The organism is Nonomuraea sp. NPDC047529 (genome assembly GCF_040642995.1).
In the GTDB taxonomy this organism is placed as follows: Bacteria; Actinomycetota; Actinomycetes; order Streptosporangiales; family Streptosporangiaceae; genus Nonomuraea.
On sequence record NZ_JBEYTJ010000023.1, the window covers coordinates 122,580 to 145,997 of the forward strand.

At 71.5% G+C, this 23,418-nt stretch carries 25 protein-coding genes; 15 read left to right on the top strand and 10 right to left on the bottom strand.

Features of this window, described 5'->3' with window-relative positions; translation table 11 throughout:
* Positions 1-21: 21 nt before the first annotated feature.
* The 5 genes from ABZ815_RS31310 to ABZ815_RS31330 all read right to left on the bottom strand — a co-directional run bounded on the left by ABZ815_RS31310 (position 22) and on the right by ABZ815_RS31330 (position 6,374).
* On the bottom strand, positions 22-1,842 hold the full coding sequence (locus ABZ815_RS31310; protein ID WP_357704239.1) for a UvrD-helicase domain-containing protein: 1,821 nt from the start codon (positions 1,840-1,842) through the stop codon (positions 22-24).
* 6 nt (positions 1,843-1,848) lie between these two features.
* A complete protein-coding gene (locus ABZ815_RS31315; RefSeq protein ID WP_357704241.1) occupies positions 1,849-3,948 on the bottom strand; it encodes a hypothetical protein in 2,100 nt (699 codons plus the stop codon).
* Positions 3,949-4,174: 226 nt separating this feature from the next.
* Entirely contained in the window at positions 4,175-4,951 is a 777-nt protein-coding gene (locus ABZ815_RS31320; protein WP_357704243.1) for a methyltransferase domain-containing protein, read from the bottom strand.
* A gap of 101 nt (positions 4,952-5,052) precedes the next feature.
* Complete coding sequence (locus tag ABZ815_RS31325) at positions 5,053-6,126, bottom strand: extracellular solute-binding protein (RefSeq protein WP_357704245.1); 1,074 nt, start codon at positions 6,124-6,126, stop codon at positions 5,053-5,055.
* Positions 6,127-6,143: 17 nt separating this feature from the next.
* A complete protein-coding gene (locus ABZ815_RS31330) occupies positions 6,144-6,374 on the bottom strand; it encodes a hypothetical protein (protein ID WP_357704246.1) in 231 nt (76 codons plus the stop codon).
* Positions 6,375-6,480: 106 nt separating this feature from the next.
* Between ABZ815_RS31330 and fdxA the strand changes: the two genes are divergently transcribed.
* From fdxA to ABZ815_RS31345, 3 genes are all read left to right on the top strand, one after another.
* Positions 6,481-6,807 (top strand): ferredoxin, encoded by a 327-nt coding sequence (fdxA, locus tag ABZ815_RS31335; protein WP_106240826.1) that lies wholly within the window; start codon positions 6,481-6,483, stop codon positions 6,805-6,807.
* A gap of 94 nt (positions 6,808-6,901) precedes the next feature.
* Positions 6,902-7,972 carry a succinyldiaminopimelate transaminase gene (gene dapC / locus ABZ815_RS31340; RefSeq protein WP_357704249.1) on the top strand — a complete coding sequence of 357 codons (1,071 nt, stop codon included), beginning with the start codon at positions 6,902-6,904 and terminating at the stop codon, positions 7,970-7,972.
* Between the two features lie 76 nt (positions 7,973-8,048).
* Positions 8,049-8,720 carry a DUF4178 domain-containing protein gene (locus ABZ815_RS31345; protein ID WP_357704251.1) on the top strand — a complete coding sequence of 224 codons (672 nt, stop codon included), beginning with the start codon at positions 8,049-8,051 and terminating at the stop codon, positions 8,718-8,720.
* Between the two features lie 22 nt (positions 8,721-8,742).
* On the opposite strand, the gene ABZ815_RS31350 is transcribed toward ABZ815_RS31345, so the two are convergent.
* Complete coding sequence (locus ABZ815_RS31350) at positions 8,743-9,600, bottom strand: hypothetical protein (RefSeq protein ID WP_357704253.1); 858 nt, start codon at positions 9,598-9,600, stop codon at positions 8,743-8,745.
* On the opposite strand from ABZ815_RS31350, the gene ABZ815_RS31355 reads away from it, so the two are divergent.
* The 6 genes from ABZ815_RS31355 to ABZ815_RS31380 all read left to right on the top strand — a co-directional run bounded on the left by ABZ815_RS31355 (position 9,599) and on the right by ABZ815_RS31380 (position 14,371).
* Positions 9,599-10,417 carry a 2,3,4,5-tetrahydropyridine-2,6-dicarboxylate N-succinyltransferase gene (locus ABZ815_RS31355; RefSeq protein WP_357704255.1) on the top strand — a complete coding sequence of 273 codons (819 nt, stop codon included), beginning with the start codon at positions 9,599-9,601 and terminating at the stop codon, positions 10,415-10,417. The two genes, ABZ815_RS31350 and ABZ815_RS31355, sit on opposite strands and share 2 nt — an antisense overlap.
* Positions 10,417-11,472, top strand: a complete 1,056-nt coding sequence (gene dapE / locus ABZ815_RS31360; protein WP_357704257.1) for a succinyl-diaminopimelate desuccinylase — start codon at positions 10,417-10,419, stop codon at positions 11,470-11,472. The genes ABZ815_RS31355 and dapE overlap by 1 nt, the downstream gene beginning before the upstream one ends.
* Before the next feature lie 237 nt (positions 11,473-11,709).
* Positions 11,710-12,510, top strand: coding sequence for a TIGR00730 family Rossman fold protein (locus ABZ815_RS31365; protein WP_357704258.1), 801 nt, complete (start codon positions 11,710-11,712; stop codon positions 12,508-12,510).
* Between the two features lie 11 nt (positions 12,511-12,521).
* On the top strand, positions 12,522-13,106 hold the full coding sequence (locus ABZ815_RS31370; protein ID WP_357704260.1) for a TIGR00730 family Rossman fold protein: 585 nt from the start codon (positions 12,522-12,524) through the stop codon (positions 13,104-13,106).
* 72 nt (positions 13,107-13,178) lie between these two features.
* A complete protein-coding gene (locus tag ABZ815_RS31375) occupies positions 13,179-13,829 on the top strand; it encodes a hypothetical protein (protein ID WP_357704262.1) in 651 nt (216 codons plus the stop codon).
* A complete protein-coding gene (locus ABZ815_RS31380; protein WP_357704264.1) occupies positions 13,826-14,371 on the top strand; it encodes a DNA-3-methyladenine glycosylase I in 546 nt (181 codons plus the stop codon). The genes ABZ815_RS31375 and ABZ815_RS31380 overlap by 4 nt, the downstream gene beginning before the upstream one ends.
* 67 nt (positions 14,372-14,438) lie before the next feature.
* Here ABZ815_RS31380 and ABZ815_RS31385 read toward each other — a convergent pair whose 3' ends face one another.
* A complete protein-coding gene (locus ABZ815_RS31385) occupies positions 14,439-15,200 on the bottom strand; it encodes an enoyl-CoA hydratase-related protein (protein ID WP_357704330.1) in 762 nt (253 codons plus the stop codon).
* 11 nt (positions 15,201-15,211) lie between these two features.
* Entirely contained in the window at positions 15,212-16,009 is a 798-nt protein-coding gene (locus ABZ815_RS31390; RefSeq protein WP_357704266.1) for a PaaX family transcriptional regulator C-terminal domain-containing protein, read from the bottom strand.
* A gap of 159 nt (positions 16,010-16,168) precedes the next feature.
* On the opposite strand from ABZ815_RS31390, the gene ABZ815_RS31395 reads away from it, so the two are divergent.
* Together ABZ815_RS31395 and ABZ815_RS31400 are read left to right on the top strand one after the other, a co-directional pair.
* Positions 16,169-16,336, top strand: a complete 168-nt coding sequence (locus ABZ815_RS31395) for a DUF3117 domain-containing protein (protein ID WP_020545024.1) — start codon at positions 16,169-16,171, stop codon at positions 16,334-16,336.
* 75 nt (positions 16,337-16,411) lie between these two features.
* A complete protein-coding gene (locus ABZ815_RS31400; protein ID WP_357704268.1) occupies positions 16,412-17,830 on the top strand; it encodes a leucyl aminopeptidase in 1,419 nt (472 codons plus the stop codon).
* On the opposite strand, the gene ABZ815_RS31405 is transcribed toward ABZ815_RS31400, so the two are convergent.
* Positions 17,824-18,462: an O-methyltransferase gene (locus tag ABZ815_RS31405; RefSeq protein WP_357704270.1), complete on the bottom strand. Its 639-nt coding sequence runs from the start codon at positions 18,460-18,462 to the stop codon at positions 17,824-17,826. The two genes, ABZ815_RS31400 and ABZ815_RS31405, sit on opposite strands and share 7 nt — an antisense overlap.
* 161 nt (positions 18,463-18,623) lie before the next feature.
* On the opposite strand from ABZ815_RS31405, the gene sigE reads away from it, so the two are divergent.
* The 4 genes from sigE (at position 18,624) to ABZ815_RS31425 (ending at position 22,065) form a co-directional block, all read left to right on the top strand.
* Positions 18,624-19,256, top strand: coding sequence for an RNA polymerase sigma factor SigE (gene sigE, locus ABZ815_RS31410; protein ID WP_357704272.1), 633 nt, complete (start codon positions 18,624-18,626; stop codon positions 19,254-19,256).
* Between the two features lies 1 nt (position 19,257).
* Complete coding sequence (locus ABZ815_RS31415) at positions 19,258-19,782, top strand: anti-sigma factor (RefSeq protein ID WP_357704274.1); 525 nt, start codon at positions 19,258-19,260, stop codon at positions 19,780-19,782.
* Between the two features lie 156 nt (positions 19,783-19,938).
* Positions 19,939-21,612, top strand: coding sequence for a trypsin-like peptidase domain-containing protein (locus tag ABZ815_RS31420; protein WP_357704276.1), 1,674 nt, complete (start codon positions 19,939-19,941; stop codon positions 21,610-21,612).
* Positions 21,613-21,699: 87 nt separating this feature from the next.
* Positions 21,700-22,065, top strand: a complete 366-nt coding sequence (locus tag ABZ815_RS31425) for a sec-independent translocase (protein WP_357704278.1) — start codon at positions 21,700-21,702, stop codon at positions 22,063-22,065.
* Between the two features lie 65 nt (positions 22,066-22,130).
* On the opposite strand, the gene ABZ815_RS31430 is transcribed toward ABZ815_RS31425, so the two are convergent.
* Complete coding sequence (locus ABZ815_RS31430; RefSeq protein WP_357704280.1) at positions 22,131-23,270, bottom strand: Mrp/NBP35 family ATP-binding protein; 1,140 nt, start codon at positions 23,268-23,270, stop codon at positions 22,131-22,133.
* Positions 23,271-23,418: the final 148 nt, after the last annotated feature.

Below are 23,418 nucleotides of genomic sequence, written 5' to 3' on the forward strand. Positions count from 1 at the left end.
TCCGCAGTTCAGACTATGTGATCAGGGGGACAGAAATGGGCTCCCCCTTCCGGAATGCGAGATATAGAGCATCGTTCGGGCCCGTGTGCAGGCGACGAACAGTATGCTCCGCTCGCGTTGCAGCGCTCGGGCCCGCGCGGCGGGCTCCTCGGGCAGCGACCCGGGCACCACGCCCTCCGCCACGCCGACGAGTGCCACCCGGTCGAACTCCAGCCCCTTGAGATGCTGGAAGGTCGCCACACGCACGTCCAGCCCGTCCAGGGCCTCGCGGGCGGCGCGGGCCAGTGTGGGGGTGCGCGCGCCGACGGCGATCTCGCCCTCCGGCACGCCGTCCGCCAGCCAGCCGCCGACCGTGGTGCGCAGCCCGGCCAGTTCGGACTCGGGCGTGTCGTAGGACCGGATCACCGGCCGCCGGCCGTTGTGCGTGGCGCGGTAGCCGTACAGCTCGGCCACGCCCTTGACCAGGCCGTTCGCCGGGCCGCCGCCGCGCAGCCGGACCACGTAGGACAGGATCTCCTGCGGCAGCCGGTAGGAGATGCGCAGGTCGTGCTGGACGGCCGGGATGCCCACCGCGCCGAGCGCCACCCGCGTGTCGGTCACCCGCTGGTGCGGGTCGCCCACCACGAACAGGTCGTCGTGCGCGTGCGGCGCCGCCGCCCGCAGCAGCCGCCACTGCGCCGGGCTGATGTCCTGCGCCTCGTCCACCACGATGTGCCGGTACGGCTTGCGCCCCGGTTCCACGTCGTCCAGCAGGTCGCCGGTCGTGATCGACAGCAGCCTGATCGCCTCGTCGGTGAGCTGGGCCAGCGACCGGGCCCCCGGGCCGACCAGGGGAGGACGGCGTCCCTCCGCGTCGGTGACGATCCGCATGGCCAGGCGCTCGGCGTTGTCCACCTCGACGCGCTTGCGCACGCTCTCGTCGTCGATCAGCACGTCCAGGCGGCCGGACAGCTCCTCGGCCAGCCCCTGCGAGAACGTCACCAGCAGCACCGGCCCGCTGCCGCGCGCCGCCAGATAGGCCGCCCGGTGCAGGGCGATGATCGTCTTGCCGGTGCCCGCGCCGCCCACGACCAGCACCGGCTGCTCGTACCGTCCGGTCCTGGCCAGCCGGTGCTGCGTCGGATGCAGGAACGTGCACCAGTCCGGGGCCCCGAGCACCCGGTCGAGCTCCACCTTGTCGGCCGCGAACACCGCGCGGTCCGGGCTGCGCAGCAGCGCCGCGTGCAGGTCGTCGGGGTCGATCGCGCCGGGCTCCTCGTCCCGGGCGCGCCAGTTGTCCAGCTCCCGCCACGCCTCCGACAGCGTGCCGCCCCGGGCCAGCACGGCCAGCGGCGCGTGCTGCGTGGGCGGCAGCAGCGGTTCGAGCGCGGCCACGTCGGCCTCGGTGGAGATCAGCCTGACCAGGGGCAGCGCGTGCACGTCGATGCCGAGCGCGAGCAGGTCGCCGTCGCATATCTGCTCGAACAGCCGCGACGGGCGGGCCGACCTGCGTAAGGCGGGCTCGACCCGTTCCAGGGTCTCGGCGTCCCACTCCTCGACGACGCCGATCACCGGGTTGACGCCGTACCGGTGCCGCTGGGCGTACGACCAGGCCTCGGGGTCGGGACGTACGGACAGCAGCCAGTAGACGTCACGCTGCCGGACCACCACGCCGCGATGCCCGTCGGCCAGGCGCAGCGTCGCGACCTTCGCGTCCCGGCAGCCCCGCACCCGCTCAGGGTGCGGGGCTCCGGACACGTTCAGCAGGAAACGGCGCAGCGCGACCACGGCGTCCCTGCGCACCGGCTGAGCCAGTGCGCCGAGCTCCCCTGGGAAGTCAGGGCCGATCGCGAGCCGCGGCACGGGCGGTCAGTCCAAGAGGGCGAGCAGGTCGCGGTCGCCGCGTTCGCGGAGCCTGGTGAGCAGGTCCGGCAGCCCGACGGGGCCGGTCAGGCCGATCCTCGTCGCGATCACCCTGGCCGCCTGGTCCCGGGTGCCGCCCGGCGCCGTGTAGCCGACCAGGCGCAGCGCCTTGGTGATGTTCTCGGCGTTCTGGGCGGCGACCGGCAGGTGACGGGCCCGCAGCACGCCCTCGTCCGACAGCGTGAGGAACAGGTGCCCGCCCTCCTTGGCGCCGACGTCCACGAGCAGGCGCTCGATGGACTCCAGCACCGGCCTGCCGTGCCAGGTCATGGTCAGCTCGCCTGCCGCGCTCCTGACCGCCCTGCTCTCGCCGGGGGACAGGCCCAGGTAGGCCGCGAAGCCCGTCGGGAGGGCACACTCGCCGCCGGCGAGCTGCTCGGCGGTCACGTCGATCCGCAGCCACCAGCGTCCGTCCGGCTGGCGGAAGCAGCGCCTGGTCTGGGAGACGTCCTTGAGCGGCTGGTACGGCTTGTTCTGCTCCCCGCCGTTGGCCTCCACGGGCGGCGGCGGGGCCGGCGTGAACGCCTGGAACTGCGGCGGGCCGGGCGGAGGCGGGGGCGGCGGCAGCGGAGGCGGCGGCTGCATCGAGCCGAACGCCGAGTGCGGCTGCTGGAACTCCGCCGGCGGGCGGGGCTGGGCGGTCTGCGCGGGCTGCGCGGGCAGCGTCGCCAGCACGAACTGCCAGGCCGGGACCTCCAGCGCGCGGATCTCCCTGGCGTGCCAGTCGGCCGCGCCGATCAGCTGCTCCTTGGGGGCGGCCGGGCCCAGCGTCCTGCGCAGCTCGTCCAGGTGCGCGCGGTACGGCGCGGCCTCCTCGCTGGCCAGCCAGTGGTCGAGGCGGACGCGCAGCTCCTGCTCGGTGGCGGAGATGTCGGCCGGGGGGACGGCGAACAGCTTGGCGAGCTGGTCGACCGCCGAGGGCTCGTCGGTGAAGACCCGGTTCTGCGCCACAGCCCAGCTCTTGTCGTCGAGCCCGGCGAACGCGGCCTCGATCAGCTCGGGCAGCTCCTGCCCATCCGACCCATCGGCCTCACCCTGGGAGTCCGCCACGGCGTCCTCGCCGTGAGCCTCATGCTCCGCGACCTCGACGGGCTCCTCTTCCACCAGGGACTCAGGGACCTCCAGGTGGTCGGCGGGCGTCGCGGCCTGGGCCGGCTCCTCCTCCACCAGGGCTTCAGGGACCTCCGGGTGGTCGGCGGGGACCTCGGGCTCCGCGGCCTCGGCGGGCTCCTCCTCCACCGAAGCCTCAAGGACCTCAGGGTGGTCGGCGGGCTCGGACCGTTCGTCGTGATCGTCCGGCGCGGTCGCCTCCACCGGCTCGGGCTCGGACGCCGGCTCGCCGCCGACGCCCTCGGCCTCCAGCGCCGCCTCCAGCGCGGACGCCTCCTCGGCGGCGGGCTCGGGCGCGGGCTCATCGGCGGCGTCGAGCACGGGCTCTGGTTCGGGCCGAAGCCCCTCCTCGACGACCGGCTCGGAGTCGGCGTCGAGCACCGGCTCGCCGTCGCGCCCCGCACCCTCGTCAGCGGCCCCCTCGTCAGCGGCCCTCTCCGCAGCCAGGTCCTCGGCAGCCACGTCCTCCTCGGGCGCGTCCTCGCCGAACGAGCCCTCATGAAGCGCGGCCTCGGCGACCGCAGGCTCCGGGGCGGGGTGCTCGGCGCCGTGCGGCGCGGGCGTCCGGGGAAGGTCCGCCTCCGCGGAGGCCGGAGCCACCAGCCCCGCCGGTACGTGCGCCTCCACCTGCCGCCCACCCGCGTACGGATGCGCGAGCCGTACGAGCACCGCCCCGAACAGCGTGTTGAGCACCGGCCGAGCCTGGATGAACGGCTGGTCCACCAGCTCCCGCCCGGTCAGCGAGAGCAGCCCCGTCCACGACCCGGCGCGGTCGAGCGCGATGGCGACGGCGGGTTCGTCGGCCTCGTCCGGGTCCAGGACGTGCAGAGCCGGCAGGACGTCACCGACGGCGGCGGCCGGCCAGTGCTCCAGCGCGATCTCCGTCAGCAGCTCGCCCAGCGACTCCGGGCCGATGGCCGTGAGCACCAGCGGCATGGGCAGGCTTCGCCACCACGCGTCCGGCAGATCCGGTTGCCCGGTCAGTAGCGTGATCGTCGACGCGTCGCTCCACCTCAAAGGTGGAACGAGGTCGCTCAGGCAGAAGTTCATCCCGTTCCGTTCACCAGCCCCTCACGCCGCCGGAGCGGCGCAGCCAACATCTCGCCGCCCACGGAACAGACCATAGTCCGGCAAAACAGCCCTACGCATCATGCACTACGCATCAGCGCCGAACAGCGGCAAAGCGTAGACGCACGTAGTCGGCCATCCAGCCCGTCTCCCTGCGCAGCGCGGGCGCGGCCAGCTCGTTGACCCGCCCCAGCAGGGGCTCCACGATCTCCGGCGGCAGCCCTTCGAGCACGGACGAGGCGAACATGCGCACCCAGTCGGCGGCCCCGCCGGGGCACTCGTCGAGCGGGGTCGGCCGGTCGAAGTACTCCAGCAGCCGGACCACGAAGCCCTCCTGCTCCAGCCGTCGCGCGTACTCGGCGGGCGTGGGGAAATACCAGGGCAAATCGGGCTCGCGTAGGCCGTACTCGCGCCAGGCGGTCAGCATCGCGGCGGTCAGCTCCGCGCAGTTGCCCGCGCCGCCCATCTCCGCGACGAACCGGCCGCCCGGCTTCAGCGCCTCGCGGACGTTGGCGATCACGGTGGCGGGGTCGCGGCTCATCCAGTGGAGCGCCGCGTTGGAGAAGACGGCGTCGTACGGGTCGACCACGGTGAAGTCGTGGCCGTCGCCGATGATGAAGTCGATCCCCGGGTACTGGGCCAGCGCCTTCTCGATCATCGCGGCGGAACCGTCGATGCCCAGGACGTCCGCACCTCTGAAGGCGATCTGCGCGGTCAGCACCCCGGTGCCGCACCCGAGGTCGAGCACGCGCTCCCCGGGCTGCGGGTCGAGCAGGTCGACCAGCGGCGCGCCCTGGGTGGAGACGTACCCGAAACTGCTGTCGTAGGCGCGACTGTTCCACCGCTCCAAGCTCGGTGCGTCGTATCGCAAGACGATCAGCTCACATTCGTCAGACATCGGGCCCCCGTGGCCGTGCTGTCCGTTCACTTTAGAGCCTGATCGCCTCTACGACATATCAAGTCACAACGGACTCATCCCACGCTCTTGCTCCATTCCCGCTTGAGGTACGCCTTTGCCGCGTCCGTCTGCGGGATCGTCATGAGCACGGGAGGCCCGGCGGCCTTGGGCAGCCGGGCGGCCTGCTCGGCGTCGAGCTTGCCCTTCATGAGCATGGCCTCGCCGCGCGCCGGACGGGCGTAGCCCTTCTGGAGCAGGTTCTGGCCCTCGTCGGAGAACAGGAACTCCTGCCACAGCCGCGCGGCGGCCGGATGCGGAGCGGTCTTGCTGATCGCCTGGACGTGGTACCCGCCGAACGGCGCGTCCCGCGGGATCGTCACCTCCCAGGAGTCGGCGTGGTCGGCGCTGCGGGTCGCGTTGAGGTGGTCCCAGTCGATGATCACGTTCGCCTTGGCCGGTTCGACGAGCTGCCCGGCCTGCTTGAGCTTGGCGAACAGGTCCACCCCCTGCCGGGCGTCCGGCGCGGACCCGGCCTTCATGGACGCGGCCATCACGCCGCCGAACGCCGCCGCCGAACGCAGCGGGTCGCCGTCGAGCGCGACGCGGTAGCCGGGCTTGAGCAGGTCGGCGAAGGAGGCCGGGGCCTTGACCTCGCGCGGGTCGTAGCCGATGGACATGTAGCTGCCGTAGGCGCCGTACCAGGCGCCCTTGGGGTCCTTGACGTGGTCGGGCAGGTCCTGCCAGCCCGTCACCTTGTACGGCGCGAACTGGTCGGCCCCGTAGACGGCCATGTCCAGGGTGAGATCGAACACGTCCGGCTTGAGCTGGGCGGCGGCGTCGAGCTCACGCTTGCTGCTCGCGCCCGGTTCCAGCTCGTTGACCTTGATGCCGTACTTGTCGGAGAAGGTGTCGAGGATCTCGCCGTAGTTCACCCAGTCGTGCGGCAGGGCGATCACGGTGAGCTGGCCCTCGTGCTTGGCGGCCTCGGCCAGGCGTTCCATCGTGCCGAAGCCCTGCTTCAGCGAGACGGCCCGGACGTTGAGCGGCGGCAGGTCCTTGGCCCCCGCGGACGTGGACTGGGACGTTGACGCGCCGCATCCGGCGCTGGCGAGAATGGCTGCTACGGCGGCGCAGATACGAACGGTCACACAATGAATACTTACCGTTACTTCGCCCGAGGTCGAGGAGGCGCGACCGGAACGACCTTGGCCGCGACCAGCGATTCCTCGTCGATGTCCACCAAAGTGCCGTCCCGCTTGCGAACGCGCAACACGCCGCCGGTCCACGATTCGAGTACGCCCACAGCGTCCCGGAAGCCTCCGGGAACCCGTCTGCGTGTGGTGATCCGTGCGCCTATGTCCTGAGTTGTGATCGCGACGACGAGGCGTGCGGCCATGAGTTTGCCACCCTCCGTTTCGGCCAGCTGGCAAGCACGGCAATACTAGGGCGTAGCAAACCGCGGTCAGAGTCGGTGCCATGGTGCGGAGAAAAAGGAGCTCGAGGTGACCTACGTCATCGCGCAGCCTTGCGTGGACGTCCTGGACAAGGCGTGCATCGAGGAGTGCCCCGTCGATTGCATCTACGAGGGCGAGCGCATGCTTTACATCCACCCCGACGAGTGCGTGGACTGCGGCGCGTGCGAGCCTGTGTGCCCCGTCGAGGCCATCTTCTACGAGGACGACCTTCCCGAGCAGTGGAAGGACTTCTACAAGGCGAACGTGGACTTCTTCGAGGACCTCGGCTCGCCCGGAGGCGCCTCGAAGGTCGGCAAGATCGAGAAGGACCACCCGGTGGTGGCCGCGCTGCCGCCGCAGGGCGAGGACCACTAGCGAGTCGCGTGCGCCGGGGCCGTCCACATCGGGCGGGCCCCGTGCGCCCGCGTGCGCGACAGGCGTGTACGGCCACGAGCGACCCTGGAGAACCGTGAACAAGCTGCCCGACTTCCCCTGGGACCGGCTCGAACCGTACAAGGAACGCGCCCTGGCGCACTCCGACGGCATCGTCGACCTCTCGGTCGGCACGCCCGTCGACCCGGTGCCCGAGGCCGTCCAGCAGGCTCTGCGCGAGTCGGCGAACAGCCCCGGCTACCCGCTGACCCACGGCACGCCGGCCCTGCGCGAGGCCGCCGCGGGCTGGCTGCGTCGCCGCCACGGCGTCACGGTCGACCAGCAGGACGTGCTCCCGCTGATCGGCTCCAAGGAGTTCGTCGCCTGGCTGCCCACCTACCTGGGCGCCCGGCGGGTGGTCTTCCCCGAGCTGGCCTACCCCACCTACGACGTGGGCGCCCGGCTCGCCGGCGCGACCGCCACCGCCTCCGACAGCACCCTGTCGGTCGGCCCCGAACACGTCGACCTGCTGTGGATCAACTCCCCGGGCAACCCGACCGGGCGCGTGCTGCCCGCCGAGCACCTGCGCAAGGTGGTCTCCTGGGCGCGCGAGCGCGGCACGGTCGTGGCCTCCGACGAGTGCTACATCGAGCTCGGCTGGGAAGAGCGGCCGGTCTCCATCCTCCATCCCGACGTCTGCGGGGGCTCCCACGAGGGGCTGCTCGCCGTCCACTCGCTCTCCAAGCGCTCCAACCTGGCCGGCTACCGGGCGGGGTTCGTGACGGGCGACCCCGTCCTGGTCAAGCGGCTGCTGGAGACCCGCAAGCACGCCGGCATGCTCATGCCGAAGCCCGTCCAGGACGCGATGACGGTCGCGCTCGGCGACGACGCGCACGCCGAACGCCAGCGCGAGCTGTACGCGGCCCGGCGCGCCGCGTTGCGTCCCGCGCTGGAGCGGGCGGGGTGGACGATCGACCATTCGACCGCCGGTCTGTACCTATGGGCGTCGAATGGGCAGAACGCCTGGGATCAAGTGAGTAAGCTTTCCGAAATCGGGATTTTGGTCGCGCCGGGAGACTTCTACGGATCGGCTGGTGAACGGCACATCCGCGTCGCGGTCACCGCGACCGACGAACGCATCAGTGCGGCCGTGCGCCGCCTCCAGTAGGATCGCCCGTCGTAGCGCACGGACAAATTGAAAAAGGCGTCTGCCGAGACAGACCGCGAGTGGAGCGAGCTATTCGATGAGCATGACCTCCATGGTCGTACTCGGGCTGAGCATCGCCACCGTCCTGTTGCTGCTGGGGGCGTTCCTGGCCACCATGCGGCAGGACAGGAGGGGCCGGGCGAGCGCGCCGCCGCCGGTCGAGGTCGCCCCGGTCGAGACCCCGCTGCCGGCGCCGGTCGAGGCCCCCGGGCATGCCGGCACCGACTACGCCGACCCTCGCACCATTCAGGTCGCCGACCGGATCGAGGTGCACGGCACCCCCTACCGCGTGCTCGGCGCGATGTACGTCTCCTGGCAGGGCCACCAGTGGATCGAGTACCTGCTGCGCGACGTCGCCCGCCGCCGCCTGTGGCTCTCGGTCGAGGTGCGCGAGGGCAAGACCGCGGGCGAGGCGTCCCATCTTGAGGTGCTGCTCTGGACCGAGGTGCCCACGCAGGGCATGGTCCCGGCGAAGAGCATGCTGATCATGGAGGGCGTCGAGTTCTTCCCGGTGCAGCGCGGCACCGCGGCCTTCAGGGGCGAGGGCGAGACCGGCAACCCCGAACGCGGCCTGCTCGACTTCGCCGACTACCACGCCTCCGACGGCCGCCTGCTCTCCTTCGAGCGCATCCAGGGCCACCCCTGGAGCGCCAGCTACGCCCAGCCCCTGCCGCCGGGCTCGATCACCATCGTCACCCGCGCCACCTGACGTCCCCGCGAGTGACGGGAGGTCACGACAGCTCGACCTCCCCGTCGCCGGCCTTGCCGCCCTGCTTCCAGCCGTCCGCGTCGACGTCGTTGACCCAGGTCGCGCCGCTGTAGCCGACGCGCCGCAACTGGTACTTCTCCGCGTACGCCACCGACCAGGACGCCACCAGCCAGCCCCGCTTCTTCGTCGTGATCGCCGTGTCGCCGAGCGCCCTGGCGAGCTGCTTGCGCGCCTCGGCCGTCCTGGCCTGCGGCGCGGGCGTCTTCTTGGCCGGCGGGTACCAGCAGTGGACGGCCTTGGGCACCCGGCCGGTGAAGGCGGCGGCCAGGAGCTTGGCGTCCTGCTCGTGCTGCGCGTACGCGTAGCCGCCCGCCGAGCGCTGCACCTCCTGGGCCGCCTCGGCCAGCGGCAGCTTGCGGTAGTTCTTGACCTTGACCAGCGCGGCGAAGAACTTGTTGCTGGCGTAGACGGGGTCCATGAGCTGCTTCTTGCGCCCCCAGCCCTGCGACTCGCGCTGCTGGAACACGCCCACCGAGTCGCGGTCGCCCCAGTTGAGGTTGCGCAGCTTCGACTCCTGCAGCGCGGTGCCGTACGCGATCACGACGGCCCGCTCGGGCAGGCGGCGGCGGGCCGCGACGGCGGCGATGGTGGCCGAGACCTGCGCCTGCTCCGGATCGAGGGACAGAACGCCCTCGGGGGTGCGCACCATGCAGTACGCCTCCGGGAGGACCAGCGGCGTGGCCCGCCTGAGCAGGAGGTAGAGCCCCACGGAGACGCCGACGGCGAGGATCACGACGATGATCGCTATGGTCAGGACTCCACGGGAGAAGCGCAGGCGCACCCTGAAGAACCTACCTGGCCGGATAAGCTCCGTGGCCATGAGTCACGTGATGTCCCCGGTGGTGGACGAGCTGTGGGAACGACGCGCGGAGCTGTCCCCGGCCGACGTGGAGGCGCGCATCGAGGTGGTCGGCGCCGTCGACCTGCTGGACAAGGGCGAGGCGAGGGTCGCGCGCCTGGTGGGCGGCGAGGTGGTGGTCGACGAGCGGGCCAAGCGCGCCATCCTGCTCAGCTTCCGGCTGCTGGGCATGGCACGTTCCCAGGTGGGCGACTTCCAGCACCACGACAGGGTGCCGCTCAAGACGTCCTTCGAGGGGGTGCGGGTGGTGCCGGGAGCCATCGCGCGCTGGGGCTCGTACCTGGCGCCGGGGGTGGTGCTGATGCCGTCGTTCACGAACATCGGCGCGTACGTGGACTCGGGGACCATGGTCGACACGTGGGCCACGGTGGGCTCATGCGCCCAGATCGGCAAGAACGTGCACCTGTCGGGGGGAGTGGGCATCGGCGGCGTCCTGGAGCCGCCCGGCGCGGTGCCGGTCGTCGTGGAGGACGACGCGTTCATCGGCAGCCGCTCGATGATCGTCGAAGGCGCGCGGGTGGGCCGCGGCGCGGTGATCGGCGCGGGCACGATCCTGTCCGGCACGATCCCCGTGATCGACGTGCAGACGGGCGAGGAGCTGGCCCGGGGCAGGGTGCCCGACTGGTGCGTGGCGGTCGGCGGCACCCGGCAGAAGGAGTTCCCCGGCGGCACGTTCGGGCTGCCGTGCGTGCTGGTGATCAAGCGTCTGGAGCCCGAGCAGCGGCACGACAAGGCGGCACTCAACGAGGTGCTGCGCGAACATGGAGTGAACACCTGATGCTGGACCTGACACAGGACGTACGCGCGCTGACCGCCGCGATCGTGGACATCGAGTCGGTGAGCGGCGGCGAGAAGGCCCTGGCCGACGCGGTCGAGCAGGCGCTCACCGCGCTGCCGCACCTGACGGTCGACCGCTCCGGCGAGACCGTCGTCGCCCGCACGAACCTGGGCCGGGCCGAGCGGGTGCTGATCGCGGGCCACCTCGACACGGTCCCGGTCGCGGCCAACCTGCCCAGCCGGGTGGAGGGCGACCTGCTCTACGGCTGCGGCACCTCCGACATGAAGGCGGGCGTGGCGGTCGCGCTGTGGCTGGCGGCCACCGTCCCGGCCCCCAACCGCGACGTGACGTACGTCTTCTACGACTGCGAGGAGATCGAGGCCGAGCGCAACGGCCTGACCAGGGTCGCCAGGGACCACCCCGAGTGGCTGGCGGCCGACTTCGCGGTGCTGATGGAGCCGACCGACGGCGTGATCGAGGGCGGCTGCCAGGGCACCCTGCGCGCCGACGTCACCGTCACCGGCAAGCGCGCCCACAGCGCGCGGTCGTGGTTCGGCGTCAACGCCGTCCACGGGATCGAGCCGGTGCTGGCCAGGCTCAACGCCTACGAGGCGCGGCTGCCGATGGTCGACGGGCTGGAATACCACGAAGGGCTCAACGCGGTCGCGGTGCGCGGCGGCGTGGCGGGCAACGTCATCCCCGACGAGTGCGTGGTCACGGTCAACTACCGCTTCGCCCCCGACCTGACGATCGAGCAGGCCGAGCAGCACGTGCGCGAGGTGTTCGAGGGCTACCGGGTCAGCTTCCTCGACGCGGCGCCCGGGGCCAGGCCGGGCCTGACGCATCCCGTGGCCGCCGCCTTCACCGCCGCCGTCGGCGGCACGCCGCGCGCCAAACTGGGCTGGACGGACGTCTCCCGCTTCTCAGCGCTCGGCGTCCCGGCCGTGAACTACGGTCCCGGCGACCCCAACCTGGCGCACCAGCAGGGCGAGTACGTGTCGCTGCCGAAGATCGTCGAGAGCGAGCGGGCCCTGCTGAACTGGCTGACCAAATGAAAGTGGCTTTCCTCGCCGGCCATTTGGCGGGGAAAGCCACTTTCAGTCCCGAGCAGCACCCTCGGCAGTTAGACGCAGGGGGGTCGAAATTCGGTTCCCTGCTTTTCCCAAGTTTTTTCGGCGCCTTCATCTGGCCTTCGACCTGGGCGTTCATCCTCGAAGTGCGCTCTTCGGGGTGCGCGGCCGGAGGCGAGAACGACGCCGCGGGCCGGTACGGAGAGGACTAGCGTGACCAGCATGGAACACAAGCAACGAGCCGAACGCCGTCAGGGGCAGGCGGTCGTGCGCGGGAGTCTCGTCCCCAGCTCCACCCACGACCAGCGGCTGCTCGACCGGCAGGGCCCGTCCGACTGGGTGCACATGGACCCGTGGCGGGTGCTGCGCATCCAGGCCGAGTTCGTGGAGGGGTTCGGCCAGCTCGCCGAGCTGCCCGCGGCGATCACGGTCTTCGGCTCGGCCCGCACCCCCGAGGGCACCCCCGAATACCAGATGGGCCGGCGGCTCGGCCGGGCGCTGGCCGAGTCCGGCTACGCGGTGATCACGGGCGGCGGGCCGGGCGTCATGGAGGCGGCCAACCGGGGCGCCTCCGAGGTCGAGGGCGCGGTGTCGGTCGGGCTCGGCATCGAGCTGCCGTTCGAGCAGAGCATGAACGACTACGTCGACCTCGGCATCGAGTTCCGCTACTTCTTCGTGCGCAAGACGATGTTCGTCAAGTACTCGCGCGGCTTCATCGCCCTGCCCGGCGGCTTCGGCACGCTCGACGAGCTCTTCGAGGCGCTGACACTGGTCCAGACCCACAAGGTCACCTCGTTCCCGGTCGTGCTGATGGGCTCGGAGTTCTGGGGCGGCCTGCTCGACTGGATCAAGAGCACCCTGCTCGGCACCGGCAAGATCGCCGCCCAGGACCTCGACCTGATCTCCGTCACCGACGACCCCGACGAGGCCGTGCGGATCATCGCCGACTCCGACCGGGCCCGCTCCCACCAGCGGGAGGAGGAGCTGGAGGCCGCCGCCGCCCAGACCGCGGAGCCGCAATAGGCTGTCGGCCCGTGAACATCTGCGTCTTCTGCGCCTCCAGCCTCCGCATCGACAGGAAGTACGTCGACCTGGCCGCGGAGGTGGGCGCCGAGCTCGCCAGGCGTGGCCACACGCTGGTGAGCGGCGGCGCCACGGTCTCGTGCATGGGCGCGGTCACCTCCGCCGCCCGTGCCGCCGGCGGGGTCACGGTCGGCGTGATCCCGCAGGTGCTGGTGGACATCGAGGTGGCCGACACCGACTCCGACGAGCTGATCGTCACCGCCGGGATGCGCGAGCGCAAGGGCGTCATGGACGCCCGCTCCGACGCCTTCCTCGTGCTGCCCGGCGGCATCGGCACCCTGGAGGAGCTGTTCGAGATCTGGACGGCGCGGGTGCTCGGCATCCACGACCGTCCCCTGGTCATCCTCGACCCCTGGGGCCTGTACGAGCCGCTGCGGCAGCTCGTCTCCGGCATGCACGCCGAGGGCTTCACCCGGGCCGACGTCTTCGACGCGATCTCCTGGACCACCACGGTCGAGGAGGCGTTCGCGCACCTCGAAGCGCGTCCCCAGCCGGTCCGTCCGAGCATCGCCGAGCTGGGGGAGGCCACCGGCTGACCAGCGTGCCCCGATTACCCACACTTGTGGTAGATCGCTGAACGCGCTCCACCATATGAGTACGATGCCAATGTGCTGGTCATACTCGCCATCGCCGCGATCGCCATCCTGGCCTGCGTGGTCCTGGTCTCCCTCGGCAGAGGCGGGGAGCTGACCGAGTTCCCGCCGGACGTCCCGCCGCTCGACCTGCCCGAGGCCGGACAGCTCACGGCGGTCGACTTCATGGCGCTCCAACTGCCGGTCAACCTGGTCGGCTACCACACGCAGAGCGTCGACGAGACCCTGCGCCGGGCCGCCCAGGCCATCAGCGCCCGCGACACCAGGATCGCCGTGCTGGAGCAGCGGGTGTCGGAGCTGCTGTCCAGCCGGCTGCACGCGCGCCAGGAGATCTACGCCGCGCCGGGGGCCGGGCTGCGCACCGACCACGAGCCGGAGGCGCCGACCATGCCCAGGGAGCTGCCGGAGTCCGGCGACCCGGTCACGTCGAGCGGCGCGTCGGTGGAGTGGGAGGGCGAGCCGGAGCTGCGCGACCCGTCCGAGGAGCCGGAGTGGCGCGTCCCGGAGAAGAAGGACGAGCCCGAGCAGGACGAGCCCGAGCAGGACGAGCCCGAGCAGGACGAGCCCGAGCAGGACGAGCCCGAGCAGGACGAGCCCGAGCAGGACGACGACAAGTCCGTGCCCGCCACGCTGAGCAAGGACGAGGACAAGGACGAGCGCCCGTGACCGAGCTCATCCGCTGCACCTGGCCGGGCATGGCCGACCCGCTGTACATCACCTACCACGACGAGGAGTGGGGCCGCCCGGTCAAGGGCGACGACGAGGTCTTCGAGCGTGTGGCGCTGGAGGCGTTCCAGTCGGGCCTGTCGTGGCTGACGATCCTGCGCAAACGGGAGAACTTCCGCGCCGCCTTCGACGGCTTCTCCACCGTGAAGGTGGCCGCCTACACCGAGCACGACGTCGAACGGCTGCTCGGCGACCCCGGCATCGTCCGCAACCGGGCCAAGATCGAGGCCGTGATCGGCAACGCCAGGGCCGCGCTCGACCTGCCCGAGGGCCTTTCGGAGCTGGTGTGGCGCTTCGCCGACCCCGACTCGCCGGTGCCCCGGACGATGGCCGACGTGCCCGCGATCACCCCTGGCTCCAAGGCCCTGGCCAAGGAACTGCGCAGGCACGGGTTCAAGTTCGTCGGGCCGACCACCGCGTACGCGCTGATGCAGGCGATCGGGTTGGTCAACGACCACATCGAGGGCTGCCTGGCCCGCTGAGCAGCACCAGACCGTCCCATGACGCCCCGGCTGACCGGCCGCCTGCCCGCGTGCCTCTCGGGGAGTCTCAGCGGCCCCTGAACACCGGCCGCTCCTTGGCCAGGAAGGCGCGGGTGGCGTCCTGGTGGTCCTGGGTGGCCACGCACGCGTCCTGGAGATCGGCCTCCAACGCCAGGGAGTCGGCCAGCGAGTGCGTGGTGGAGTGGGCCAGCGCGCGCTTGGTGGCGGCGTAGGCCGCGGTCGGCCCGGCGGCCAGGCGTACGGCCAGCTCGTGGGCGGTCTTCGGCAGGTCGTCGGCGGGGACCACGCGGGTGACCAGGCCCAGGCCGAGCGCGGTGGCCGCGTCGATCGGCTCGCCGAGCAGCAGCAGCTCGGCCGCGCGGCCCCGGCCGACCAGGCGCTGCAACGTCCAGGACGCGCCGGAGTCGGGGGCCAGCCCGATGCCCGCGAACGCCAGCGCGAACTTGGCCTTGTCGGAGGCGATCCGCAGGTCGCAGGCGAAGGCCAGGGCGGCGCCCGCGCCCGCCGCGACGCCGTTGACCGCCGCCACGACCGGCTTGGGCATGGTCGCGATCAGCTCGACGATCGGGTTGTAGTGCTCGCGCACGGTGTCGGCCAGGCCGCGGCCGGCGGCCAGGTTGTCGGCGTGCTCGCGCAGGTCCTGGCCGGCGCAGAAGGCCCGGCCCGAGCCGGTGAGCAGCACCGCCCTGACCTCGGGGTCGGCCGCCGCCCTGCCCACCGCCTCCAGCAGCGCGGCCTTGGTCTCGGCCGTGAGCGAGTTCATCGACTCCGGCCGGTCGAGGGTGACGGTGGCGACGGCGTCGGCCATGTCGTAACGGATCACATGAGCTCCCTGTCGACGAACGCGGCGGCTGCGGGCAGCAGCCTGGTGGCCTCCTGCTCGAAGAACGTGCGGGCCTTCTCGCCTGGCCAGCCCGGAGGCAACAGCTCGGCCGGCAGCCCGGGGTCCTGGAACAGGAAGTTACGCCAACCGTGCACGAGTCTGCTCCTGGTGGCGAACACCCGGTCGGGAGGGGCGTCCCCGGGCAGCGCGCTGATCAGCGTGACAGCTTCGGCGTGCCAGTGCTCGTACGCCTCGCCGATGGCCCGCAGATCCCAGGCCCGCGCCACCAGCTCGCGCGGGTCGCCCTCCAGCGCCGCGTCGAACCGGTCGGCCCGCACGCCCTCGCCCTCCAGCAGGTTGTCCAGCTCGATGGAGGAGCGCGGCCCGATCCACGTCGTCTCCGACAGGCAGGCGTAGCCGAGGAAGGTGAGGTCGGCCCTGATCCGCTCGCGGCGCTGGCGCTCCCTGACCGGCTCGAAGACGATCACGTGCCAGCGGCCGTGCCAGGCGAGTGTCCCTGATCGGTAAATTCTCAGCGCTGCCTCGTCCAGGCGCCTGACACACTTCGGGGTGAGGCCGTACCCGGGTCCCTGAGGCAGCCGCAGCGGCCGCAGCCAGCCCTGCCGGACCATCCGCGAGACCGCCGTCCGGACGGCCGGAGCCGCTATTTCCAGGGGCTTCATGAGCCGTACGAGCGCGGCCACGGTCGCCTGTCCGCCCCGCGAGCGCAGGTGGTCTCCGTACAGGTCGAAGAGAGCGGCGCGAGCGTGCACGAAGTCCAGTTTGGACGCCATCGCCAGCCTCGACAACGCATTCTGGGAGGAGATCGTTACCCATGAGGGCTCTCGATGCGGGAGAATAGGACATCACAGAAGACGTGAATGCGCCGACCACCCCCTCGGGCGGTCGGAAATCGCGGGCCGCGGGAGCCCAAGGCAGGAAGGGATGCACGCATGGCGGCGATGAAGCCGCGGACCGGCGATGGTCCGCTCGAGGTCACCAAGGAAGGGCGCGGCATAGTCATGCGGGTCCCTCTCGAAGGTGGCGGCCGGCTCGTCGTGGAGATCTCCGCCGACGAGGCAAAGGCGCTCGGCGAGGCGTTGAAGAACGTCGTCGGCTGAGAGCTCCCGAGACAACCTGATCCTCCGACCCTGGCGTAAGTCCGGCGCCAGGGTCGCCGACGTTTGGAGGGTTCCGTGCCCATCGAGACCACCGCCGCCGCGGTCGCCGAGGTCCCTGAGGGTGCCGAGCTGCTGGCCGTGCCCTACGCCTCCGACCTGCGCCCCGCGGTCGAGCCGCACGCCGAGCTGCACCTGCCGGTCGCCGGCCTGCTGGCCCACTACGAGGCCAAGGGAGAGGCGGGCGAGATCGTCGAGGTGCCGGTGGCACGGGCCGGCGGGGTCGGGCGCGTCCTGCTCTACGGCGTGGGCGACGGCTCGCCGCGGGCGCTGCGCAGGGCGGGCGCCGCGCTGGCGCGCAAGGTCAAGGGCCGCGACACACTGACCGTGGTGCCGCCCGAGGGCGACGTCGCCGCGTTCGCCGAGGCCGCGCTGCTGGCCGGGTACACCTTCAAGATCGGCAAAGAGGGCAGGAAGGGCGTGCGGGCGATCGAGCTCGCCGGCGCCGACGAGGAGCAGGTCCGGCGGGCCGGGGTCGTGGCGGAGGCCGTCGCGCTGGCCCGCGACCTGGCCAACATGCCCTCCTCGGTCAAGCATCCCGCCTGGCTCGCCGAGCGCGCCGCCGAGCAGGGCCTGCCGGTGCGGGTGTGGGACGAGGAGCAGCTCCAGGCCGAGGGGTTCGGCGGCATCCTGGCCGTCGGGCGCGGCTCGGTCCGGCCGCCCCGGCTCATCCAGCTCTCCTACGTCCCCGAGCAGCCGGCCGAGCGGCACGTCGTGCTGGTGGGCAAGGGCATCACGTTCGACTCGGGCGGCCTGTCGCTCAAGCCGACCGAGAACATGAAGACCCAGAAGACCGACATGGCGGGCGGCGCGGTGGTGATCGCCGTGCTCGCCGCGCTGGCCAGGCTGGGCGCCCCCGTACGCGTGACGGGCCTGATCGCCGCCGCCGAGAACATGCCGTCCGGCACCGCCCAGCGTCCCAGCGACGTCATCAGGCACTACGGCGGCCGCACGGTCGAGGTGCTGAACACCGACGCCGAGGGCCGGCTCGTGCTGGCCGACGCCCTGGCCTACGCCGACGCCGAGCTCGACCCCGACGCGGTCGTGGACATCGCCACCCTGACCGGGGCCATCTCGGTGGCCCTCGGCCGGAACGTCGGCGCCGTCTACGCCTCCGACGAAGACCTGGCCGCCCAGCTCGTGGCGGCCGGGCAGGCCAGCGACGACCGGCTCTGGCGCATGCCGCTGATCGACGACTACGCCCCGGCCCTCGACTCGTCGATCGCCGACCTGGCCAACGTCGAGAGCGGGTCCCGCTACGGCGCGGGTTCGATCACGGCGGCGCTGTTCCTGCGGGAGTTCGCGGGCAAGCGTCCGTGGGCGCACCTCGACATCGCCGGGGTCGGCCGCAGCACGGTCGACGAGGGCGTCCTGACCAAGGGCGCGACCGGGTTCGGCGTGCGCGTGCTGCTGGAGTGGCTGACCCGGGGCTACTGAGCGATCTTGACGGCGGCCAGCAGGCCGTCGCCCAGAGGCATCAGCACCGAGCGCAGCCGGTCGTCGCCCTGCACCAGCTTGCCGAGCTCGCGCAGCGAGACCGTGTCGGGGTCGCGTCGCGTGGGGTCGGCCACCCGGTCGTGCCACAGCGCGTTGTCGAAGGCCACCACGCCGCCCACGCGCAGCAGGCGGACCGCCTCGGCGAGGTAGTCGACGTACTCCTGCTTGGCGCCGTCGGCGAAGACCATGTCGTAGCCGCCGTCGGACAGCCGGGGCAGCACGTCGAGCGCCCGGCCCGAGATCAGCCGCACCCGCCCGCCGGAGAAGCCCGCCTCCGCGAACGCCTGCCGGGCCAGCCGCTGGTGCTCGGGCTCGACGTCGACGCTGGTCAGCGTGCCGTCGCCACGCATGCCGCGCAGCAGCCACAGCCCCGAGACGCCGCAGCCGGTGCCGATCTCGACGACCGACTTGGCGTTGACGACGGTGGCGAGGAAGCAGAGCGCGGCCCCGCCCCCGGGAAGGATGGGCACCGCACCCATCTCCAGCCCGCGCTGACGCGCCGCGTGCAGGAGCTCGTCCTCGTGATGGAACTGCTCCGCATAGGCCAGAGTGGCCTCCGCTGGACTGGTCATCGGCCTCCTCCCCCCGCTTTCGTGCGATTGGTCACCGATCGCAGCCTAGGGGAGTCACGCCGGGACGGGAACTCAGGACGGTCCGAAGGCGTTGCAGGTTTAAACGGGCTTTGCCGGTCCGGAAGGCAGGCAGTGCGCACGAAGGGACGAAACCAGGCACTATGACGGTAGCGGTGGTCCCAGAGAGAGGAGTGCTGGTGGACGAAAGCGACCACCAGGCGGATACTCCCGTGTCGTCTGATTGGACGCCTCCCACATGGGAGGAAGTGGTGCGGACTCACTCCGCACGTGTGTACCGGCTGGCGTACCGGCTTACCGGCAATGTCCACGATGCCGAGGACCTCACGCAGGAGGTCTTCGTCAGGGTCTTCAGGTCGCTGTCGAGCTACACCCCCGGCACGTTCGAGGGATGGCTGCACCGGATCACGACGAACCTGTTCCTCGACATGGCGCGGCGCAAGCAGCGCATCCGGTTCGAGGGGCTGGCCGACGACGCCGCCGAGCGGCTGCGCGGCCGTGAGCCGTCGCCGGCGCAGGCGTTCGACGACGCCCACCTGGAGCCCGATATCCAAGCCGCCCTCGACGCGCTCGCCCCCGAGTTCCGGGCCGCGATCGTGCTGTGTGACATCGAGGGTCTGTCCTACGAGGAGATCGCGGCCACGCTCGGCGTCAAGCTGGGTACGGTCCGAAGCCGTATTCACCGTGGCCGGGCGCAGTTGCGGGAGGCGCTCGACCATCGGGCCCCCCGTACTACCCAACTCCCCCCGACCGTGATCAATGGGGAGGAAGTCTGATATGGCTCATCTTGGAGAGCGCGTTTCCGCGCTCGTGGACGGAGAGCTGAACCACACCGAGCGCGATCGCGCGCTCGCCCACCTGACCTTCTGTGCTGACTGCCGGCGCGAGGTCGAGTCGATGCGGGCGCTGAAGTCGCGCCTGCGGTCGCTCGACGGCCCGGCGATGCCGGCCGATCTGACCATGTCGCTGCTGCGCATGGCGGAGCCCGGTGGGCCGCTGCCGCCGAGGGAGCGCCCTTTCCCTACCCGTACGTTCGGGGGAGTGCCCATTCCTGGGCCCCACAGCATCGCGCCCCTGGACAACCGCCCGCGCAGGGACGCCATCGGTGGGGCCTCGGGCCCTGGTCGGGGCGGTAGGCGGCGCGGGGCCTACGTCGCGGTGGGCGTGGTGTCCGCCGCCGTGGCGCTCGGCACGTTCTTCGCGGTCTCGGGCACGGGGAGCCACACCCCGTCGCCGCCGGTCGAGCTCTGGCGGGTCCAGCAGTCGCCGGCCACCAGCGCGCCGCCCACCGCCACGCCCTGAACCGGGGGCTCGCCTGGAATACTCGGGTGGCGTAGTCGACGATGCTTGGGGCATACGATCTGGGTTCGGGATTTGTCGCAAACAAAGCCTTTTATGACCCTCGTATGCCGCAAGAGCGAAGATTGCGGCGGCCGAGCAAGGAGTGGTGAGACGTAGATGACCGACGAGACGCGTTCGGGCGAAGGACGCACGACGTCGGACTTCCCCGAACCACAGGGGCGGCCGGAGTTCCTGCCCGCCGACGAGCCGGGCGAGCGGGCCGAGCAGGCCGAGCCGACCGAGCCGCGGTCGGACCCGCCCGCCTCGTTCGGCGCGTCCTGGGGCGACCCGTCGGGCCGTTCCGAGAGCGCGGGCGTGCCGCCGTACGAGCCGTCGAGTCGTACCGAGAGTGTGCCGCCGTACGAGCCGTCGGGCCGCTCCGAGGGTGTGCCGCCCTATGAGGGGGGCACGCGGGCCTACGAGGGGCCGTCCTTCGAGAGTCCTGGCGGGCCGCGCGGGTTCGAGAGCCCCGGTGGCACGCGGGTCTACGAGAACCCGTCCTTCGGGCCGGCCGAAACCGGGCCGCGGCCGATGCAACCGCCACCCTTCATGGGCGCGTACGGCGGTCACCAGCCGCCGCCGCCTCGTCAGGCCCTGGGCATGGGCCCGGGATGGGCGCCGCCGCCGGCCGGGCCCGGCGCGGGCGCGCTGCCCAGGCGCGGGCTCAACCCCGGCGCGCTGATCGCGATCGCCGTGGCCATCGCCCTGGTCGCCTCCGTGCTCGGCAGCCTTGGAACGTACCTGCTGACCAGGTCGGGCAGCAGCGGCACCGACCCCTCCTACAGCCTCGGCCCCGCCCCGACGGGCGCGACCAACAGGGCGCCCGACTCGGTGGCCGGCGTGGCCGCGCGGGTGCTGCCGAGCGTCGTCTCGCTGGAGGTCGGCAACGGTGCCAACACCGAGGGCGCCTCCGGCTCCGGGTTCCTGATCAAGAACGGCTACGTGGTGACCAACAACCACGTGGTCGCCATGGCCGCCAAGGGCGGCGAGATCAAGATCATGTTCAACAACCGCAAGACCACCGCGGGCCGCATCGTCGGCCGCGACCCCGGCTCCGACCTGGCCGTGGTCAAGCCCGAGGAGACCTTCGGCACGCCGGAGATCACCCTCGGCAACTCCGACCAGGTCGTGGTGGGCGACCCGGTGATCGCCATCGGCTCGCCGCTCGGCCTCAGCGGCACGGTCACCACGGGCATCGTCAGCTCGCTCAACCGTCCGGTCATCGCCGGCGACGAGACGGGCGCCGCCACCGAGGAGCCCGCCTACATCAGCGCCATCCAGACCGACGCCGCCATCAACCCCGGCAACTCCGGCGGCCCGCTGGTGAACGGCCGGGGCGAGGTGGTCGGGGTGAACTCGGCCATCGCCACCCTCAGCCGTTCGGTGAACAGCCAGAGCGGCAGCATCGGCCTGGGCTTCGCGATCCCGGTGAACCAGACGCGGCGCGTGGCCGAGGAACTGATCACCACGGGCAAGGCCAAGCGTCCGAAGATCGGGATCGTGCTGGACAAGGACTACAAGGGCCAGGGCGTGCGCATCGCCTCCGAGCCCGCCGAGGGCCGCCAGCCGGTCGACGCCAACGGTCCCGCCGACAAGGCCGGGCTGAAGGCGGGCGACGTCATCCTGGAGGTCGACGGGCTGGCGTTGCAGGACGGCAACGAGCTGATCGCCCTGATCCGCAGCAAGGCGCCGGGCGCCAAGCTCACCGTCAAGTACCAGCGTGCCGGCCAGGAGCGCACCGCCACCCTCACCATCGTCGCCGACGACCTGCCGGCCCCCACCCCGTCCTGAGTGATATGACCCAGGGGGGACGGTCCGGCCACGGGCTGGAGCCCTTAGTCTGTGGAGAGGATTGTGGACTGCGGGTAGGAGCGTACGGTGTTCGGACTCGGGTGGATGGAGGTCGGAGCGCTGATCGTCATCGCGCTCCTGGTCTTCGGTCCTGACAAGTTGCCGCAGGCCGCCTCGCAGGCGGGCAAGACACTGCGCAACCTGCGGCGCATGGCCAACAACGCGCGCGACGACCTGAGGGCGGGTCTCGGGCCGGAGTTCCAGAACTTCGACCCCGCCGACCTCAACCCGAAGAACTTCGTCCGCAAGCACCTTCTCGACGACCTTGAGGACGACTGGAACGGTCGGTCCAAAGACCTGGAGCCGGCCGGTGTGGGGGCCTACGACGCGCCTGAGCCGCCGTCGGAGCTCGCCGTTGGCGAGTTGCCCCCCTACGACTCCGAGGCCACCTGACACACCCTGCAGACGCGGGACGGGCCCGTTCAGCGAAAGCTGAGCGGGCCCGCCGGCGTTCTGGGTCAGGAGCGGTTGGGCGAGAGGCCGAGCTGCATGCCCTTGATGCTGGAGGAGCGCTTGCTCAGACCGGCGGCGATCTTCCGCAGCTCCGCGGCGGCGGGCGAGTCGGGGTCGGTCAGCACCAGCGGCTTGCCCTCGTCGCCGCCCTCGCGCAGGCGCAGGTCGATCGGCACCTGGCCGAGCAGCGGGACGCGGGCGCCCAGAGTACGGGTCAGGGCGTCGGCGACGGTCTGGCCGCCGCCCTCGCCGAACACGGCCACCCGCTCGTCGCAGTGGGGGCAGGGCAGCCACGACATGTTCTCGATGACGCCGGCGATCTGCTGGTGGGTCTGGGCGGCGATGGAACCGGCCCGCTCGGCCACCTCGGCGGCGGCCTGCTGCGGCGTGGTCACCACCAGGATCTCCGCCGACGGCAGCCGCTGCGCCACCGAGATGGCGATGTCGCCGGTGCCCGGCGGCAGGTCGAGCAGCAGGACGTCGAGGTCGCCCCAGTAGACGTCGGCCAGGAACTGGTGGAGCGCCCGGTCGAGCATCGGCCCGCGCCACACGACCGGCGTGTTGCCCTCGGGCTTGAACATGCCGACCGAGATGACCTTGATGTCATGCGCCGACGGCGGCATGATCATGTCCTCGACCTTGGTGGGCCGCTCGGCGGCGCCCAGCATGCGAGGGATGCTGTGACCGTAGATGTCGGCGTCGACGATGCCGACCTTGAGGCCGCTGGAGGCCATCGCGGCGGCCAGGTTGACGGTGACCGACGACTTGCCCACGCCGCCCTTGCCGCTCGCGACGGCGAAGACGCGGGTCAGCGAGCCGGGCTGGTTGAAGGGGATCTCCTTCTCCGGCCCCCGGTCGCCCCTCAGCTTGGTCTGGAGGGTCTTGCGCTGCTCGGTGCTCATGACGTCGAGCTCGATCTGGACGTCCGTCACGCCGCCGACCTTGCCGACCGCCGTCTTCACGTCGCGGGTGATGGTGTCCTTCATCGGACAGCCTGACACGGTGAGGTAGACGCCCACCCGGACCGCGCCGTCGGGGGCGATCTCGATGTTCTTGACCATGTCGAGGTCCGTGATCGGGCGACGGATCTCGGGGTCGATGACGGTGGCGAGGGCGGCCGTCACCTGTTCCTGGGTTGGTGCCATCGAAGTCTCGGCACGAGGGAGTGCCGTCCCTCCTTAGTCGGTCTATGTGTGACAGGCGCTGGGAGCCAGCGGAAAATGCCCCTCCATGGTATGAACCCGGGGAGCCGCTGAGTTAATCCGCGCTGTTTGGGTGGCTGTTAGATGTCTG

Bases quoted from the DNA above. Each gene is read 5' to 3' on its own strand.
- ABZ815_RS31315 (WP_357704241.1), bottom strand. From the start codon at position 3,948: ATGCCGCTGGTGCTCACGGCCATCGGCCCGGAGTCGCTGGGCGAGCTG.
- ABZ815_RS31330 (WP_357704246.1), bottom strand. From the start codon at position 6,374: ATGGCCGCACGCCTCGTCGTCGCGATCACAACTCAGGACATAGGCGCA.
- ABZ815_RS31345 (WP_357704251.1), top strand. From the start codon at position 8,049: ATGAGCATGACCTCCATGGTCGTACTCGGGCTGAGCATCGCCACCGTC.
- ABZ815_RS31355 (WP_357704255.1), top strand. From the start codon at position 9,599: ATGAGTCACGTGATGTCCCCGGTGGTGGACGAGCTGTGGGAACGACGC.
- ABZ815_RS31350 (WP_357704253.1), bottom strand. From the start codon at position 9,600: ATGGCCACGGAGCTTATCCGGCCAGGTAGGTTCTTCAGGGTGCGCCTG.
- dapE (WP_357704257.1), top strand. From the start codon at position 10,417: ATGCTGGACCTGACACAGGACGTACGCGCGCTGACCGCCGCGATCGTG.
- ABZ815_RS31365 (WP_357704258.1), top strand. From the start codon at position 11,710: ATGGAACACAAGCAACGAGCCGAACGCCGTCAGGGGCAGGCGGTCGTG.
- ABZ815_RS31385 (WP_357704330.1), bottom strand. From the start codon at position 15,200: ATGGCCGACGCCGTCGCCACCGTCACCCTCGACCGGCCGGAGTCGATG.
- ABZ815_RS31390 (WP_357704266.1), bottom strand. From the start codon at position 16,009: ATGGCGTCCAAACTGGACTTCGTGCACGCTCGCGCCGCTCTCTTCGAC.
- ABZ815_RS31395 (WP_020545024.1), top strand. From the start codon at position 16,169: ATGGCGGCGATGAAGCCGCGGACCGGCGATGGTCCGCTCGAGGTCACC.
- ABZ815_RS31405 (WP_357704270.1), bottom strand. From the start codon at position 18,462: ATGACCAGTCCAGCGGAGGCCACTCTGGCCTATGCGGAGCAGTTCCAT.
- sigE (WP_357704272.1), top strand. From the start codon at position 18,624: ATGACGGTAGCGGTGGTCCCAGAGAGAGGAGTGCTGGTGGACGAAAGC.
- ABZ815_RS31415 (WP_357704274.1), top strand. From the start codon at position 19,258: ATGGCTCATCTTGGAGAGCGCGTTTCCGCGCTCGTGGACGGAGAGCTG.
- ABZ815_RS31420 (WP_357704276.1), top strand. From the start codon at position 19,939: ATGACCGACGAGACGCGTTCGGGCGAAGGACGCACGACGTCGGACTTC.
- ABZ815_RS31430 (WP_357704280.1), bottom strand. From the start codon at position 23,270: ATGGCACCAACCCAGGAACAGGTGACGGCCGCCCTCGCCACCGTCATC.